This window comes from Chitinophaga sp. 22620, assembly GCF_052044405.1.
Taxonomy (GTDB): domain Bacteria; phylum Bacteroidota; class Bacteroidia; order Chitinophagales; family Chitinophagaceae; genus Chitinophaga.
This window is the reverse complement of record NZ_JBQEMV010000001.1, coordinates 924,899-941,569: the sequence shown is the minus strand read 5'-3', so window position 1 is coordinate 941,569 and position 16,671 is coordinate 924,899. Positions and strand designations below refer to the sequence as shown.

The window sequence follows — 16,671 nt, the reverse complement described above, 5'->3', positions numbered from 1 at the left end:
CATGCGCTTATTCGGCCAACATTTTTGTCTCTTCTTCCGTTATGTCCACCACCGCGTAACGGGCCACCCGGTTGATCTTCATTTCATCCAGCGCGTCCACCATATTGCGGTAGCTGCCGCCTTCCGCCACTTTGATCATCACTACCAGCGCGTCCGCGCTGCCGTAGGCCCTGGCCACACGCCGCTGTTTGTCCCGTATCACATTGCCGATGCCGGTTTGCACGGAAAAGTTGCTGCGGTTCAGTTTTACCTGCTGCCCGTCCTGCATTATCAGGCCTTCGTACCAGGCCACGCTGTTGTTGTTTTCTACCAGCAGGGTCAGCGATTTGCTTTCGGGAACGGGCGTGTACTCGCCATCCGCAGGCATGATCAGCGGCAATGCTTTGGGTTTGGCCATGGTGGTGGTGAGCATAAAGAAAGTGATGAGGAGGAAGCCAAGGTCTACCATAGGCGTCATATCCACGCGGGTGGATAATTTTTTGCTGCGCCTGCCGCCGCGGCCGCTTTCCGGTGAAGTGTTCATCTCAGCCATGTTGCATAAGGTTTTAGGGTGAAAGGTTTTTTACCGGCGGCGGGTGCGACAACCCGCCGCCGGTAATTACACACACTGTATTGGTTTTGCTCAATTACCCATTAGATGCGTGGAATAGAACTTTCCATAAAGCCGCGGGCGGTATTACTTTTGATACAGGCTCCGCGTTATACCTGTATCACTTCTGTACCCCCCTGTATCGGAAGTGATACCGACACGTATTAAAGTCGCTTTATCCATGCCTTATCCACGGGTTTAAGTGGGGGATGATGCCGGTTGAAGGGGGCGTTGCAGCGGGAAAGAATATACCCGGTGAGCAAATAAAAAAAGGCCGGCAAATTGCCGGCCCTCCGTATATCCTTACCTGTGATATTTAAAATTCCGCGCTCTTGGGCGTACGCGGAAAGGGGATCACGTCGCGGATGTTGGTCATGCCCGTTACGAACAATACCAGGCGTTCGAAACCCAGCCCGAAACCCGCGTGCGGTGCGGTGCCGAAGCGGCGGGTATCCAGGTACCAGTATAATTCTTCCACGGGGATGTGCAGCTCTTCCATTCTTTTCACCAGCTTATCGTAGTTCTCTTCACGCTGGCTGCCACCCACTATTTCGCCGATGCCGGGGAACAGGATGTCCATGGCGCGAACGGTTTTGCCGTCGTCGTTCTGCTTCATGTAAAAGCTCTTGATGGCCGCAGGGTAATCCGTCAGGATCACGGGTTTCTGGAAATGTTTTTCCACCAGGTAACGCTCGTGCTCGCTCTGCAGGTCAGTGCCCCACTCGTCTACAGGGAACTGGAACTTCTTGTTCTTATTGGGTTTGCTGTTCTTCAGGATGTCGATCGCTTCGGTGTAGGTGATGCGCACGAATTCGTTGTTCAGCACAAACTCCAGTTTTTCGATCAGGCCCATCGGGCTGCGGTCTGCCTGCGGTTTCTGCTTTTCTTCGTCCAGGAGGCGTGTGGCCAGGAACTCCAGGTCTTCACGGTTATTTTCCAGCGCGTAGCGGATCACGTATTTGATGAATTCCTCGGCCAGGTCCATGTTATCTTTCAGCTCATAGAACGCCATTTCGGGCTCTATCATCCAGAACTCCGCGAGATGGCGCGCGGTGTTGGAATTCTCAGCCCTGAAAGTGGGGCCGAAGGTGTAGATGTCCCCGAAGGCCATTGCTCCCAGCTCGCCTTCCAGCTGGCCGGATACGGTGAGGTTGGTGGCACGGCCGAAGAAGTCTTCCTTATAATCGATCTCGCCTTTTTCGTTGAGCGGCGGGTTCTTCATATCCAGCGTGGTAACACGGAACATTTCGCCGGCGCCTTCCGCGTCTGACGCAGTAACGATGGGCGTATGCAGGTATACGAAACCCTTGCTGTTGAAGAACTGGTGTACGGCAAACGCCAGGGAATGGCGTATCCGGAACACGGCTCCGAAGGTATTGGTGCGAAAGCGCAGGTGCGCGATCTCGCGGAGGAATTCAAGGCTTTGTTTCTGCGGCTGGATGGGATATACTTCCGCGTCGCAGTCGCCAAGTATCTCCAGGGTGGCCGTTTTCAGCTCCACTTTCTGGCCCTTGCCGAGGGAAGGGATGATCTCGCCGGTAACGGCAATGGCCGCCCCGCGGGTAATGCGGCGGAAAGTGGCGGGATCCATTTCCGCTTCATTTACTACTACCTGGAGATTATTATTGGTAGAGCCGTCGTTCAGAGCTATAAACTGGTTATTGCGGAAGGTGCGCACCCATCCTTTAACCGTTACTTCATAGTTTGTTCTGTCGCTAAGCAAAATCTGCTTGATCTTTACTCTTTGGCTCATGATAAATGATAATTTTTTTATGAGCAGCAAAAATAGATAAACCGTAGCATATTTGGCCGGGAATTTGCGCTGGTGAAGGGGAAGACGGCTGGCAGAAGCGGGTTACAGGCTTGACATTTTTTTGCTATACATTAAACAGGGTGCTTCAACATTTTTTTGGAGAATAGCAAAACTTGTTTTAATCTTGTACTTACATTCTGCCTGATAAGTTTCTTTTTTGCCATCTTCATCAGCAGTCCTTAACTCAAATCGATCCCTATCAATTTAACGATCAAAGCTTTATTATTGACTTAAAACAATTATTTGTTAATTGGTGATGTTGGTATGCAGTGGTACCCACCTTTCGACACTTTCTAAAATTTGACAAACGCAGATGATGTACGACATCTTACAACTGAACGACATGCTCGTTCCTGAACTGCTTGATATTGCAGAAAAGCTGGACATTCCCAACTCAAAAAAACTGGACAAGCAAGCACTAATTTATAAAATACTCGATAAACAAGCGGTGATAGCTTCGGAGGATCAGCAAGGAAACGGAGACGAAAAGAAAGGACGAAAACGAAAGCCTGTCTCGAAAAAAGAAGAATCCGCACCAGCCCCAGCCGCATCTGAAGAACCTACCTCCCCTGAAGACAAACCCGCAGCAAAAAGAGGACGCAAACCCGCCGCAGCCGCCGCAAAAGTTTCCAAACCAGAAGAAGAAGTTCAGGCACCTCCGCAACAGCCCAAGCGCAAGATCGATATCGACCTCGATATACCTTCACTCACGTTTGATGATGATGATGATATTGTGCTGCCCGCTTTAACAGAAGAGGAAGAAGAGATCGCGCTGCCTGAAGAAGAGGATGCGGACGACGAGGATGATTTTGTGACCGTGCCCGAAGAGCCCATTACACAGCCTAAGGCCGTGCAGGGCGGGCATAAATATCCCAAGCAGAAAGAACCCGTGTTCAATATAGAGTTCGACGGTGTGATCGTAAGCGAAGGCGTGCTGGAAATGATGCCCGACGGCTATGGTTTTCTCCGTTCTTCCGACTACAACTACCTCAGCTCACCCGATGATATTTACGTATCCCCTTCGCAGATCAAACTGTTCGGCCTTAAGACCGGCGATACCGTACGCGGTTCCGTTCGCCCGCCGAAAGAAGGTGAAAAGTATTTCGCACTGCTGAAAGTGGAAAGCATCAACGGTAAGTCTCCCGAAGAAGTGCGCGACCGCGTGCCTTTCGATTACCTGACGCCGCTGTTCCCTTTCGAAAAGCTGACGCTGACCACCACTTCCAACAACTATTCCACCCGCATCATGGATATGTTCACGCCCATCGGTAAAGGCCAGCGCGGCCTGATCGTGGCGCAGCCGAAAGTGGGTAAAACCATGCTGCTGAAGGAAGTTGCCAACGCCATCGCCACCAACCACCCCGAGATCTATCTCATGGTAGTGCTGATCGATGAGCGCCCTGAAGAGGTGACGGATATGGAGCGTTCAGTGAAAGCGGAAGTAATTGCCTCCACTTTCGACGAACCGGCTGAAAAGCACGTGAAAGTTTCCGCCATCGCTTTGCAGAAAGCCAAGCGCCTGGTAGAATGCGGTCACGACGTAGTGATACTGCTCGATTCCATTACCCGCCTGGCCCGCGCGCATAACACCGTGGCGCCTGCATCCGGCAAGGTATTGAGCGGTGGTGTGGAAGCCAACGCCATGCAGAAGCCCAAGCAGTTCTTCGGCGCCGCCCGTAAGATCGAGAACGGCGGTTCCCTCACCATCCTGGCAACCGCGCTGATAGACACCGGCTCCAAAATGGACGAGGTGATCTTTGAAGAATTCAAAGGTACCGGCAACATGGAACTGGCGCTGGACCGCAGGCTGGCCAACCGCCGCATTTTCCCGGCCATCGACGTTACGGCGTCTTCTACCCGCCGCGACGATCTGCTGCTGGAAAAAGAATTGCTGCAGCGTATCTACATCCTGCGCAATCACCTGGCAGACATGAATACGGAGGAAACGATGAACTTCATGCTCCAGCACATGCGCGGCACCCGCAACAACGAAGAATTCCTGATCACGATGAACAGGTAAGCATATTGAGATGTATATGTAGAAAACGAAAAGGCCTCGGAGTTCCGGGGCCTTTTTCATTTTACATCTGTTTGCATAAAAGAGAAAACCCCGTTTCCGGGGCTCTCTTTTTTAAGTGCTATCTGTGAGGGTATGCTATGGTAATGTCTTTGAGCTGCTCCTCCTGCACTGCTGCCATCGGGCCGTGCGGCGGCCGCGGCGGAGTGGGTGGCTTAGGCGGCGCTCCTCCCGGCGGTCGCGGCGGGGCCGGTGGCCGGGGCACTGCGCAGCTCATTGCAAAAATCATGATAGCTGCCGCACTTCTTAAGATCCATGCCTTTTTCATATCTCACTGTTTTATGTTCCTTAATGTCGTTTTTTCTGCTGCCCCGGCGCAAAGGGTTTGGCAGATTTAGTGCCATACATCTTCTTGGCCTGGCCCGGCGGTATCCTGTGGCCGTCTGCATCGTGATATACGGTACAGCTGCCTAAAATTACCGTTAAAGCAAGTGCCCATAGAAGGTGTATCCGGTTGTTTTTCATCATCAGGTTAATTTATCTGTATACTCTTAGCCAAAAACTCTGCCAAACTTGGTTAAAAAGAAGAAGGGCATTGTCTTTCAACGACAATGCCCTTACATAAAAAACTAATATCAGACTAGAACAGGAAAGAAACGCCTACGCTGAATTCTTTTGTAAAGTCGAAGCTAAAAGTGCTGTTGGTTGTTTCATTACCGTCAACAACACGTTCACTTTTGGCGTTCGTATAGTTGATACCGCCAAATACACCTTCCAGAACAATACGTTTATTCACGAAGTAGCTGATACCCGGAACGATGTTCGCCTGAATTTCATTGTTTTCATAAACTTTGGTATCATTCTGTTTAGCAGAGCCAAAGCCGTAGGAAACGTTTGCTTCACCAAACAGCGCTACTTTTTCGCCCAGCATGTGGTAGTTACGCACAAATACGCCTGGTGCGATCATGTTGTTTTTAGACTCGGTATCAGGCTCGGTCAATTCGTCTTTATATGTGGAAAACGTTGTTCCCACAAATACACCTACCATCCATTTATCGCTCAGGGCATAACCAGCTTTCGGGCTGATGTTAAAAGCAGTGTTGGTCCGCTTTCCGGCAGCACCGTCCTGTTCAACGGTATTAGTGCTGAAACCAACGTTTCCGCCAACCAGCACGTTACCTTTTTTTACCTGTGCATTCGCAAACTGAGTTCCGAAAAGGCCCAATACGGCCACAACGATCATCTTTTTCATCTGTCGTACAATTTTTAGGTTTAATATGTCAATAATTGATGAGCTACAAATTCGTGCTTTTACATACAGTTGTAAGCAACAAGGGGGAAGTAAATATTGGCTGATGATGGAGTTATCGTAAACCCTGGAAGAATATGGTCAGTACCATCCTTTCCCGGTTCATGAATTCTTTGATATTATCCGTTTGCTGAAGTTCGAAACCCGCGGCCTGCCATTTGCACCAGATCACCCACAAACCAAACAACACGTGCGTCAGCAGGTCGGCCGTCTGCTCGGGATCATGTTTCTCCGCGATCTCGCCAAGGGCTTTCCCCTTGCGGATAAACTGCGACAAAAACCTGATCTCCGACTGGTGCACCAGTTCTCCCACCTGCCGGTTAAGACTGCTGGGCTTATCCGTCACCCACTCGTGAATGCCGAATAAAAAATGGTAATCCAGTAATATTCTTTCCTTTACTGACAGGTACCGGTCTATCACCTCCTTTACAGAAACCGCCTGCTCAAGGCTGCTGCTGATGTCGGTAAAACACCGCGATACGATCTTTTCCACAACTCCCACATAGATCCTATCTTTGTCAGGGAAATAATAATATAAAGAGCCTTTGGAAATCTCCAGGTCCTTTGCAATTTCTTCCATGGTGGTCTTTGCCAGGCCAAAACGCTTGAAACGCTTCAGCGCAGCCTCCAGTATCACTTCCCTTTTCTGATCCTGTTCAGCCATTTCTGAAAATGCAAAATCGCTATTGACTTTTTGACTTTGCGGGTCAAATGTACGAGTAATTTTGATTCAGCAAAAAGATTTTCTCCGGTCGTTACAAAGAACTTAAATTATTAGATGCGTAATTCAATTGTAATGCAAACATAAAGAAATATTCAATATTCACAATATGTAAATGGGCAAAGAAATGTTAAAACAGCAGCAGCAAGGAAAAGCGGGTATTAAACTAAAGAAATTCGAGGTTGATAAGAAGAATAAGTGGTTGGGGCAGACGGATTTAGAATACAGGAAAAGAATAGCAAGATCTGCAAGACCATTTCAAAAAACTTTAAAAAAAGGCCGGAAATCGCTTGCGAATGCGTTGCAGGAAGAACGTCCGGCAAGAAAAAAGGCCATCCCCATGGAGCCCGGGAATGGCCTTTCTATGCATAATAATAAGATAATTACCAACCCAGCAGGTAAGCGAAGATCAGCGGCGCAACGATCGTAGCGTCTGATTCTATCACGAACTTCGGCGTATGGATATCCAGCTTGCCCCAGGTGATCTTTTCGTTGGGCACAGCGCCGGAATAAGAACCGTAGGAGGTGGTGGAATCGGAGATCTGGCAGAAGTAGCTCCAGAACGGAACGTCCGTCCATTCCAGGTCCTGGTACATCATAGGCACCACGCAAATCGGAAAATCGCCCGCGATACCGCCGCCGATCTGGAAAAAGCCCACGCCTTTACCAGCGGAGTTCTTGCGGTACCAATCGCTCAGCTCCACCATATATTCGATACCGCTCTTCATGGTAGAAGCTTTCAGCTCCCCTTTGATCACGTATGAAGCGAAAATGTTGCCCATGGTGCTGTCTTCCCAGCCGGGAACAACAATGGGAATATTCCTTTCCGCGGCAGCGATCATCCAGCTGTTCTTCGGATCGATCTCGTAATGTTCTTTCATGACGCCGCTCAGCAGCAGCTTATACATGTATTCGTGCGGGAAATAACGCTCACCATTTGCTTCAGCGTCTTTCCAGATCTTCACGATATGCTGCTGGATGCGGCGGAAAGCCTCTTCCTCGGGAATACAGGTATCTGTAACGCGGTTGAAGCCGCCTTCCAGCAGTTCCCACTCATCCTGGGGGCTGAGGTCGCGGTAATGGGGCACGCGTTTGTAATGCGTGTGCGCTACGAGGTTCATGATATCTTCTTCCAGGTTAGCGCCCGTACAGGAGATAATATCCACCTTGCCGGCACGGATCATTTCTGCGAAGGAAATACCCAGTTCCGCGGTGCTCATGGCCCCTGCCAGGGTCACCATCATTTTGCCGCCTTCCAGCAGATGTGTTTCATATCCTTTGGCCGCATCTACCAGTGCCGCCGCGTTGAAGTGACGGTAATGATGCTGGATGAATTGAGAAATCGGTCCTTTGTTCATATCAGTACAATATTTTGCTTGTGTACAAGCCGCAAAAATACAATAAACAGGGGTTACCGCATAAAAAAACCGTTCCGTGGGAAACGGAACGGCTATACTGACTAAAACTAAAACTAAAACTCGGTTATGCTTTCTGTAACTTTTTCAGTTTGGTAAGGTTACCGTTCGATTCAGCTTTCAGAACGGTCCAGTGGGTGTCGCTTTCCAGCGTGATCACGTAAGTGGTGTTGCCTTCTGCGTCATATTCCACTACGCTGTGGATCTTCTGGTCGGGATACTTCTTCATCATCCGTGTAATTACATTCAGCGGCAGTTCGGCGTCTGTAATATAACGGGAAGTGGCAAGCAGGTTCCCTTCCCTGTCGAAATGCGCGGTCACTTTGGAAGCTTTCATGGTAAATTTAGCCACGTATTTGTCGGCTGTGTGATACCAGGAAACATCGGCGGCGCCTACGAATTCCTTGTTAAATGATTCCATCACTTTTTTGTTGTCGATGGTGGAGCCGTCCAGGGCAAATGCTGCGCTGCTGGTGATTACGGCCGCTAAGGTCAAAATGGCGATAAGTTTTTTCATGGCGGAAAAATTTTATCCTGATTTTTAAATTGATGACTAAATAAAGAACTTGTTTGTTGGTAACGATGTAAAATTACATTCACAACGACAGGCGGACAAGCGGATTGGTATGATTGGTTTACAGACATTAACGGAATGTTATGGATGTTATGACGTATATATAAATCCCCTTTGAAACATCCCCTGAAACCCTTGCCAATACAGGGGTTGCGCGGAAAAGTCAAATGTTGCAGCAAGCCGGGTTAAGAGTTTGTTAAAGTGATGGTACGGTGACAGCCGGTATATGCCATCGCCCTGTTTGCAAAAGCGGACATTAAAGCCCGTTACCGGACAGCGTTGGCGGATTATAACTATCTTCGGGACACGGAAAAACCGCGTTTAACGGCCATCCGCCGCTTATTGACCATCAATGCCGCTCAACAGCCCATGAACTATCTCGCCCACGCATACTTATCTTTCCATGATCCGGCAGTGACCACCGGGCAGATGATCGCGGACTTCGTGAAAGGAAAACAACTCTATAATTATCCTGAAGAGATACGCCGCGGCATCCGCCTCCACCGCGCCCTGGACGGGTTTACGGACCAGCACCCGGCCACGAAGGCGGCCAAAGACATTTTCCGCCCAACCTGCGGGTTGTATGGCGGCGTGTTTATGGACATTGTGTACGACCATTTCCTGGCCAACGATAAAGAACGGTTCACATTATTGTCGCTGGCGGCTTTCGCGGAATCTACCTACGCCATTATCCAGGCCCGGCACGATGAGCTGCCGCCTGTTTTCCGGGAGGTGTTCCATTATATGAAAAGCCACAACTGGCTGTACAACTACCGGCAGCGGGACGGTGTGCTGAAGAGCTTCACCGGCATGGTGCGCCGCTCCAAATACTTCCCTCACCCGGTGGAAGTGCCTTTCGGCGTGTTCGAAGATAATTACGCCGCATTGCAGGAATGTTATGACGGCTTCTTCCCGGATGCTGTTGCTTTTATGCAGCTTGAAGGGCTGAAACCCTGAAACCGCTTATGCCTGAGATTTCCCGCATTTGCCATTTACCGGGCAGGAGCGCTTTTCAGTCCGCTGCGGGCTGCAATCGAATGATGGGAAGTGGTACCAGAGGGGGAAAACCGGCTGGCCGTCAATAATTACCACCTGCCATTTCACTTTTTCGGGAATTTCGGGAAAACACGTAGGTTTGGGGCCTGTTTTAAAAAGAACCATCATTATGAATACGCTCAGATCATTACTGGTGATTGCCGGTATCACCATTGCATCATTGGCCGCAGCCCAGGAAAAGAAAATGCCGCCGGTAGACCCCAGCCCGATGGACATGGCTTATTACCCCGTAATGTACCCTTATGTATGCAAGGTGAAAGGAGAGCCCGGGGCGCTGGTGGCCCGCGCCATCTTCAGCCGGCCGCAGAAAAAGGGCCGTCCCATCTTCGGCAACCTCGTAGAATATGGGAAAGTATGGCGACTGGGAGCGAACGAAGCCACCGAAGTGGAATTCTACCGCCCCGTAACCATCGGTAACAAGCTGATACCCAAAGGCAGGTATACCCTTTACGCCATTCCTTCCGAAAACAAATGGACGGTGATCCTGAACAAACAGACAGATATCTGGGGCGCCTATAAATATGAAGCTTCCATGGACGTGGTTCGTACAGACGTGCCCGTTTCCACGCCGAACGACGAGCTGGAAGCCTTCAGCATGGTGTTCGAAAAGGCTCCCTATGGCGCCAATCTGCTGATGGGATGGGACAAAACGCAGGTGAGCGTGCCCATCCGCTGGTCCGAATCCAAAACTGTAGCGGCTAACACACCGGCCAAACCGGCTAAGAAGAAGTAACAGTCACAGGCTGAATAACATAGAAAAAGGTCCCGGCTAAGCCAGGACCTTTTTTTATTTGGAAAGTGAAAGAAAAGCGTAAAAAAAAAGCGGTAAGAATACCGCCTTCAGAAATTTTAACCATATCCTATGAAAAACCTACGGTAAAATTAGCCGATAAAAGGATACGGGAAAACGCGTTTCTGGTGAATGCATCGATTTATCTCGTAAGTGCGGGGATATGATCCGTATGGTTGTTCCGACTGCGAAAAAAACGCTGAAAGGCCCGTAGAAAAAGGGGTTCGGCCCATTGCGCATACTACGTATGTGTTATAGTATAAGTACGTATATGGTCATGCCGACGCCTGTAAATTCCTTACCTTTGGTTCTCTCATAAAATATAGCAAACCATGAAGTTAGGAACCAAGCTCATACATGCAGGCGTAGAACCCGACCCTTCCACCGGCGCGATCATGACGCCCATCTTCCAGACCTCCACCTATGTGCAGGCCGCCCCGGGCGATCATAAGGGCTACGAGTACGCGCGTACGCAGAACCCCACGCGCGACGCACTGCAGAAAGCACTGGCAGCCATAGAGAACGGAACGCACGGCATCTGCTTCGGCAGCGGGCTTGCGGCTACCGACGCTGTGCTGAAGCTGCTGGCGCCAGGCGATGAAGTAGTGGCTTCCAGCGACTTATATGGGGGCACCTTCCGCATTTTCACGAAAGTGTTCGCCAAATACGGCATCAACTTCCATTTCACCGACCTCCGCGACGCGGAAGCCGTGCGTACCCACCTCAACGACCGCACGAAAATGATCTGGATAGAAACGCCCACCAATCCCATGCTCAACATCATTGATATAGCGGCCGTCGCGGCCATCGCGCAGGAAAAGAACATCCTGCTGGCGGTGGACAATACTTTCGCATCACCTTATCTCCAGAACCCGCTGGACCTTGGGGCGCAGATCGTGGTGCATTCCGCCACCAAATACCTGGGCGGCCACAGCGACGTGGTGCATGGCGCCGTGATCGTGAAAGACGAAGCCCTGGCACAGCAGCTCTATTTTATACAGAACAGCTGCGGCGCGGTGCCCGGCCCGCAGGACTGCTTCCTGGTGCTGCGCGGCCTCAAAACGCTGCACGTGCGCATGCAGCGCCATTGCGAGAACGGCGAAACCGTGGCACGCTTCCTGCGGGAGCATCCTAAAGTGGACAAAGTATACTGGTGCGGCTTCGAAGACCATCCCAACCATGCCATCGCCAAAAAGCAGATGCGCGGGTTCGGGGGCATGATCTCCTTCACGCTGAAAGACGACAGCATGGAGGCCGCGCTGAAAGTGCTCAGTGGCACGAAACTCTTTTCCCTGGCGGAATCGCTGGGCGGCGTGGAGTCGCTGATCGGGCACCCGGCGAGCATGACGCACGCGTCCATTCCGCGGGAAGAACGCCTGAAAAACGGGCTTACCGATTCGCTGATAAGGCTGAGCGTGGGCATAGAAGATGCGGCTGACCTGACGGATGACCTGAAAAAAGCCATCAGCTAGATTTTAAAAGCTGGGATAAACTGTTTACTTTTAGCGCTATACACCTACGCCTCCCCGCCATAGCCGGGAGGTTTCCATATACCATAACCGATGAAGTCCCAACAATTAAAGGAATTTTTAGACGCCAAGGCAGCTTATTACGATCAGCCGGCATTTGTACCGGGGGACCCTGTCAGTATCCCTCACCGCTATACACAGTTGCAGGACATTGAGATTGCCGGGCTGTTTGCTGCCATCCTGGCATGGGGCAACCGCACCACCATCATCAATAAATGCACAGAACTGATGGCGCTCTTTGATAATGCACCCTACGATTTCGTGCGCAACCACCAGGCACGGGACAGGATGCGCCTCATGGGCTTCAAGCACCGTACGTTCAACGGGCTGGACCTGCTCTACTTCGTAGAGTTCCTCCAGCACTATTATGTGAACATCACGTCCCTGGAGTTCGCGTTCAGCGGGCATATCACCAGCAACGACGAGGATGTGCGCAAGGCCCTTACCGGCTTTCACAAGATGTTCTTTTCGCTGGAGCATCCCGAGAGAACGAGGAAACACGTGAGCACGCCCGACCGCAATTCGGCCTGCAAGCGATTGAACATGTTCCTCCGCTGGATGGTGCGCGATAGCAAAAATGGCGTGGATTTTGGACTGTGGACGCATATTTCCCCTTCCCAGCTGATATGCCCTGTAGATGTGCATGTGAGCCGGGTGGCCGCCAGGCTGGGATTGATCCCTAAAGCCGAAGCCAACTGGAAAACCGCTGTAGAACTGACGGAACAACTACGCCTCCTGGATCCGAAAGACCCGGTCAAATACGATTTTGCACTGTTCGGCCTGGGGGTGATCGAAAAATATGTTTGATCAACACAGAGATAGAAAATGAAGAAAATTACCGGACTGGTGGCTTTATGCTGCTTTGCATTGACGCTCTCCGCGCAGGATTATGTGGAGCTGGATTATACCTTTAAACAAGGTGACGGGTTTGAACTGTCGCAGGAAAGCCGCAGCGAAACCTACATTACGGTAAACGAAGTGATCCAGCGTACCACGCGCGACTATAACAACAAAATGACCATCAAGGTGGCAGAAGCCACCACAGGACGGTTTCTCCTTACCTGGGCCTACACGGACATCAAATTCAACTTCAACGCCAAGAACCAGAATATTTTTGTGGACGCCAAGGTGCCCAACCCCGCGGAGCCCTTGCAGGACGCGCTGAAACTTATGCTGGAGCAGCCTTTTACCGTGGAAATACAATCCAACGGCCTCATCGTGAAGGTGGAGCAGCTGGATGCCGTGCTGGACAAAGCTTCCGCCGCCTTCTCCAAGCTTAAGAGCGACGAGCAGGAAGCCTACAAAAAACTGCTGAAAGACCAGTTCGGCACAGACGCCTTCCGCGGCTGGCTGGAGCAGCTGCTGGTGGTATATCCCGTTCACGGTATCAAAAACGGCACCCAATGGGAAGAAAGCGTGCCCATCCGAACCGGGCTGAAGGGCCGGGTAGACCTTTACTGGAACCTCCAGCACTGGGACGGCCAGACGGCCAAGGTAAACGGCACCGGCAACATCAAGACCGATAAGGTTGAGACGTTCACGGTGGAGGAAGGCATACAGGCCACCGCCGCCATAGACGGAAAGCTCACCGCCAACTACCTCATCAACCGTGAAAGCGGGTTTCCGAGCATTTGCGTACAGAATACGGAAATGACCGGGGAGTACGTTTACCTCGCCAACCGCAAGAAACAACTCAAAAAAGACCTGACGGTGCCCGTAAAGATCGTTACCAACGCATCTTACAAGATCAAGCAGGTAAAATAATAGATGGAAGACCGTTATTTACAGGAAACAGGCGCCTGGCTGCAGGAAAATGCCGGCATCCGGTTACCTTCGGTAATCAGGCTGGAAGACCTGGAGCAGGTGCTGGCCGACAAGCTGGAGATACTGGTGGAGCGGGATTTTCAACAATTCGTGCTGCTGCTCTACCAGGTAGACGTGTCTGAAAAAAAAGTGAAAGAGATCCTTTCCTCCCAAAACTACCCGGACGTATACCGGAGCGTTGCCCGCCTGATCATAGAAAGGCAGGCCGAAAAGATCAAAAGCCGGGAGATCTACCGGCAGCCCCCGGAAAGCTTTAACAACGACGAAGAAAAATGGTAAGTTGTGATTTGCTTTCCTATCTAAGTCGTTCCGTATGAAATAAAAAAGGGCTCCCGCGGGAGCCCTTTTGCAAATCACAACTTACTTATCGAACATCAGCGATTTTACTTTTTCCTTGTCATCTTTCTCCTTATCCAGGTCGAAGAAGGTGCCGAACACCCTGTCCCAGAAAGAGGAGCTTACCCCAAAACCCTTGTCATCGCTCTTGTAGTGATGCAGGTGATGGTTGCGCCATAAGGGCTTCAGGAACCTGAACGGAGGGTTCCAGGCATGGATGGCGTAGTGCATGGTGCCGTAGATCAGGTAGCCGAGAATGAAGCCGGGGAAGAACATGAAGGCCATGCTCTGCATGATGGCGTACATAATGGCGAAAATGACAGACGACAGGATGAGGCTGGGCACCGGCGGCATGAAAAGCCTTTGTTTGTCCCTGGGATACTCGTGGTGATTACCATGCAGCACATAAATGATCCTGATCCACATGGGGCTTTCAGACACCAGGTGGAAGAGAAAACGGTGCATGATGTATTCAAAGAAAGTCCAGAAGAAGAGGGCGCCTGCAAACACAAGGCCGATCCTTCCCAGGCTGTTGCCTAAAGTATCGTGGCTGTAATACAACATGTAGCCCATGATCGGGATATACATCCCCCAGATGATCAATGGGTGCGTTTTGGTCAGCATTTCGAGATAGCGGCTTTCAAATAGTCTAGCCTGTCCTTTATTCTTGATCTTCTCAAATTTCATGACTCCTTTTTTTTAGATTTAAACCATTTTGTAAACAGCAAACAGGAGTAGGGAAACCAATCGTTATTGCTTGGACAATAACCGGGGTATGGTCACAAATGCGTAATCTTTACCCTGCAAATATCGTATCAATTTACGCAATTGAAAATAAAATTTATCTATACGCCTCGGATCAGTACCGATATGCAAGAGCAGGATATAGCCGTTAAGCCCCGCAGGGCGCTGATTTTCAAAGGCAGTAACGGACTCCAGTATATTTTCGCTGTCCCGGTAATTTTTCCCCATTTCAGGATAAGTATAATCCGCCGTGCTGCGGGTGCCGGGGCTGAAATTGACCAGCTGAAGCCCCAGGCTGGCCGTCCAGTGCACAATTGAATCGTTGTACCACTCATACGGCGGCAGGAAGTAATGGGCAGCCGGTATCCCGAACCGGTCCATTGCCCTGTAATTCAGCGCAAGGTCTTCTTCGAACTGCCGCCGGGTGACCAGCAAACTGTCTCTTTTCCCCCAATCGCAGTACAGCAGGTGCCTCCCGGAATGGGCGGCCAGGTAATGCCCGTCCCGCTTCAGCCGGTTAATAACGGGCGCGAAGGCGGGCGTTTCATAAAAGGTACCGGTCAGGAAAAAAGAAGCGGGCACCCGGTGTTTCTTCAGCACCTCCGCTATATACATGCCCCCGTCCGCAAACTCATGGCCGGTGAACACCAGCGCCAGCTGCTTTTTGGTGGTATCGCCCCGGGTAATGGCCTTTGGCGCCTCGCCCAGGCCCGCAACGGCCTCTTCGAACAGCCCGAGATCCGGCGCGTGGGGGCGTTTCCGTTGGAGCTCGTAATTGTAAATGATATCCCCTACTTCCTTAAAAAACGGATACCCCTCTTCCTCGTATTCGTATTTGTTGTCGTTCAGCACCCCGTCGCGGTTCACATAAATGCTTCCGCTGATCATGAACTCGGTCCTGTTCCTGAAATCTGCGTGATAGGCCACATCCGTCAGGAAGCCGTAGCTCCAGCCGGTTTTGTTGAACACGCGGATGTAAGGCGGAATTTTACCCCTGCCGCCCTTGAACCGGAAGAACTTCGTGTAGCTGTCAAAAAATTCGGTGGTGTCGTAGCCCGGCTTCCTGCTTTCATGCGGCAGGGCCGCCATGTAACGGTACAGGAAACGGTAATCGTCGTTCGTGAGGCGGAAGCGTTTGTTTTCCGGTACGGACTCCGGGAATAATACAGATTGCAGCATCTGCTGAAGATCCGCCAGCGGCGCGTTGTTGTGGCGGGTGAAGTCCATAGGCGCGTTCACCAGCTGCTCATCTTTGTCCATATGCCCCCGCCCTACAAGCAATGCGCGGCTGTAGTCGAATTGCAGGGTGCTTACGGCCGCGGGCTGGCTGTATACCAGCTTGCCGTCCTGCATAAACCGGATGGGATTGGTATGCCGGTTCTGGTCTTCATTCATGGCCACAAAGCGCCTCACGATGCGCATTTCAGGGTATCCCCTGGCCCAGAGCTTCTCATGGATCGTTTGCTGGCCAATGAATTCGTAGAGCCGGTTGTAAGCATCGTTGTCGCTGACGAGGAATATTTTTTTGATGTAATTGGCTACCGAAGGAAGGCCGTTGGCCGAGGAAGTATCCGCCCACACGCGGGTTTGCGCCGCATAACCGCTGTCCGTCAGCATCGGCGTGTATTTGTCGATCCCCAGCCCGTTCAGCTTCTCCAGCGCCAGAAATGCCAGCGGCATTTTGACGGTAGATGCGGGATTGAAATATTTTTTGTTGTCAACCTGGTAGTAGTAATGTTTGAATGCGGGCCGGTTCTGCGCATCCCGGTTGATCTGCGTGTAGATCAGCTGCACCTGGAAAGAATCCGGATGCTGAAGGATATGCTTCAGTTGCGGTGAAGCATGCTCCAGCAAAAGCTTTTCCAGGAATTTGTCCGTGCGCTGCTGCGCCGCCGCGGTAACACAGCACAACAGGCAAAGGAAAGCGGCATATATTCGGTGCATACCTTAAAGC

At 51.1% G+C, this 16,671-nt stretch carries 16 protein-coding genes; 8 read left to right on the top strand and 8 right to left on the bottom strand.

From position 1 onward, the window contains the following. Positions 1-7: 7 nt before the first annotated feature. On the bottom strand, positions 8-532 hold the full coding sequence (locus tag ACTJIK_RS04040; protein ID WP_440645041.1) for an ExbD/TolR family protein: 525 nt from the start codon (positions 530-532) through the stop codon (positions 8-10). 373 nt (positions 533-905) lie between these two features. Next, on the bottom strand, positions 906-2,342 hold the full coding sequence (asnS, locus tag ACTJIK_RS04035; RefSeq protein ID WP_440645040.1) for an asparagine--tRNA ligase: 1,437 nt from the start codon (positions 2,340-2,342) through the stop codon (positions 906-908). A gap of 376 nt (positions 2,343-2,718) precedes the next feature. Between asnS and rho the strand changes: the two genes are divergently transcribed. Then, positions 2,719-4,422 carry a transcription termination factor Rho gene (gene rho / locus ACTJIK_RS04030; RefSeq protein ID WP_440646136.1) on the top strand — a complete coding sequence of 568 codons (1,704 nt, stop codon included), beginning with the start codon at positions 2,719-2,721 and terminating at the stop codon, positions 4,420-4,422. 637 nt (positions 4,423-5,059) lie between these two features. Here the strand turns inward: rho and ACTJIK_RS04025 are convergent. After that, positions 5,060-5,671 (bottom strand): outer membrane beta-barrel protein, encoded by a 612-nt coding sequence (locus ACTJIK_RS04025; protein WP_440645038.1) that lies wholly within the window; start codon positions 5,669-5,671, stop codon positions 5,060-5,062. 112 nt (positions 5,672-5,783) lie between these two features. Next, on the bottom strand, positions 5,784-6,392 hold the full coding sequence (locus tag ACTJIK_RS04020; RefSeq protein ID WP_440645036.1) for a TetR/AcrR family transcriptional regulator: 609 nt from the start codon (positions 6,390-6,392) through the stop codon (positions 5,784-5,786). 172 nt (positions 6,393-6,564) lie between these two features. Between ACTJIK_RS04020 and ACTJIK_RS04015 the strand changes: the two genes are divergently transcribed. Next, positions 6,565-6,879 carry a hypothetical protein gene (locus ACTJIK_RS04015; RefSeq protein ID WP_440645035.1) on the top strand — a complete coding sequence of 105 codons (315 nt, stop codon included), beginning with the start codon at positions 6,565-6,567 and terminating at the stop codon, positions 6,877-6,879. Here the strand turns inward: ACTJIK_RS04015 and ACTJIK_RS04010 are convergent. Then, complete coding sequence (locus ACTJIK_RS04010; protein WP_440645033.1) at positions 6,833-7,807, bottom strand: deoxyhypusine synthase family protein; 975 nt, start codon at positions 7,805-7,807, stop codon at positions 6,833-6,835. The genes ACTJIK_RS04015 and ACTJIK_RS04010 overlap by 47 nt on opposite strands. A gap of 124 nt (positions 7,808-7,931) precedes the next feature. Next, complete coding sequence (locus ACTJIK_RS04005) at positions 7,932-8,381, bottom strand: PepSY-like domain-containing protein (protein WP_440645031.1); 450 nt, start codon at positions 8,379-8,381, stop codon at positions 7,932-7,934. Positions 8,382-8,717: 336 nt separating this feature from the next. On the opposite strand from ACTJIK_RS04005, the gene ACTJIK_RS04000 reads away from it, so the two are divergent. The 6 genes from ACTJIK_RS04000 to ACTJIK_RS03975 all read left to right on the top strand — a co-directional run bounded on the left by ACTJIK_RS04000 (position 8,718) and on the right by ACTJIK_RS03975 (position 13,916). Next, the gene (locus tag ACTJIK_RS04000; protein WP_440645029.1) at positions 8,718-9,395 is read left to right on the top strand and encodes an ACP phosphodiesterase; all 678 of its coding nucleotides are present in this window, start codon (positions 8,718-8,720) and stop codon (positions 9,393-9,395) included. A gap of 208 nt (positions 9,396-9,603) precedes the next feature. After that, positions 9,604-10,227, top strand: coding sequence for a DUF2911 domain-containing protein (locus tag ACTJIK_RS03995; RefSeq protein WP_440645028.1), 624 nt, complete (start codon positions 9,604-9,606; stop codon positions 10,225-10,227). A gap of 389 nt (positions 10,228-10,616) precedes the next feature. Further along, entirely contained in the window at positions 10,617-11,756 is a 1,140-nt protein-coding gene (locus ACTJIK_RS03990) for a cystathionine gamma-synthase (protein WP_440645026.1), read from the top strand. Positions 11,757-11,846: 90 nt separating this feature from the next. Beyond that, complete coding sequence (locus tag ACTJIK_RS03985; RefSeq protein ID WP_440645025.1) at positions 11,847-12,620, top strand: TIGR02757 family protein; 774 nt, start codon at positions 11,847-11,849, stop codon at positions 12,618-12,620. A gap of 18 nt (positions 12,621-12,638) precedes the next feature. Next, positions 12,639-13,577, top strand: a complete 939-nt coding sequence (locus ACTJIK_RS03980; RefSeq protein WP_440645023.1) for a DUF6263 family protein — start codon at positions 12,639-12,641, stop codon at positions 13,575-13,577. A 3-nt stretch (positions 13,578-13,580) separates the two neighbouring features. Next, positions 13,581-13,916, top strand: a complete 336-nt coding sequence (locus tag ACTJIK_RS03975) for a hypothetical protein (protein WP_440645021.1) — start codon at positions 13,581-13,583, stop codon at positions 13,914-13,916. Between the two features lie 81 nt (positions 13,917-13,997). Here the strand turns inward: ACTJIK_RS03975 and ACTJIK_RS03970 are convergent, their stop codons facing one another. Both ACTJIK_RS03970 and ACTJIK_RS03965 read right to left on the bottom strand, forming a co-directional pair. Further along, positions 13,998-14,660: a sterol desaturase family protein gene (locus tag ACTJIK_RS03970; protein ID WP_440645019.1), complete on the bottom strand. Its 663-nt coding sequence runs from the start codon at positions 14,658-14,660 to the stop codon at positions 13,998-14,000. A 63-nt stretch (positions 14,661-14,723) separates the two neighbouring features. After that, positions 14,724-16,661, bottom strand: coding sequence for a serine hydrolase (locus ACTJIK_RS03965; RefSeq protein WP_440645018.1), 1,938 nt, complete (start codon positions 16,659-16,661; stop codon positions 14,724-14,726). Between the last annotated feature and the right edge of the window lie 10 nt (positions 16,662-16,671).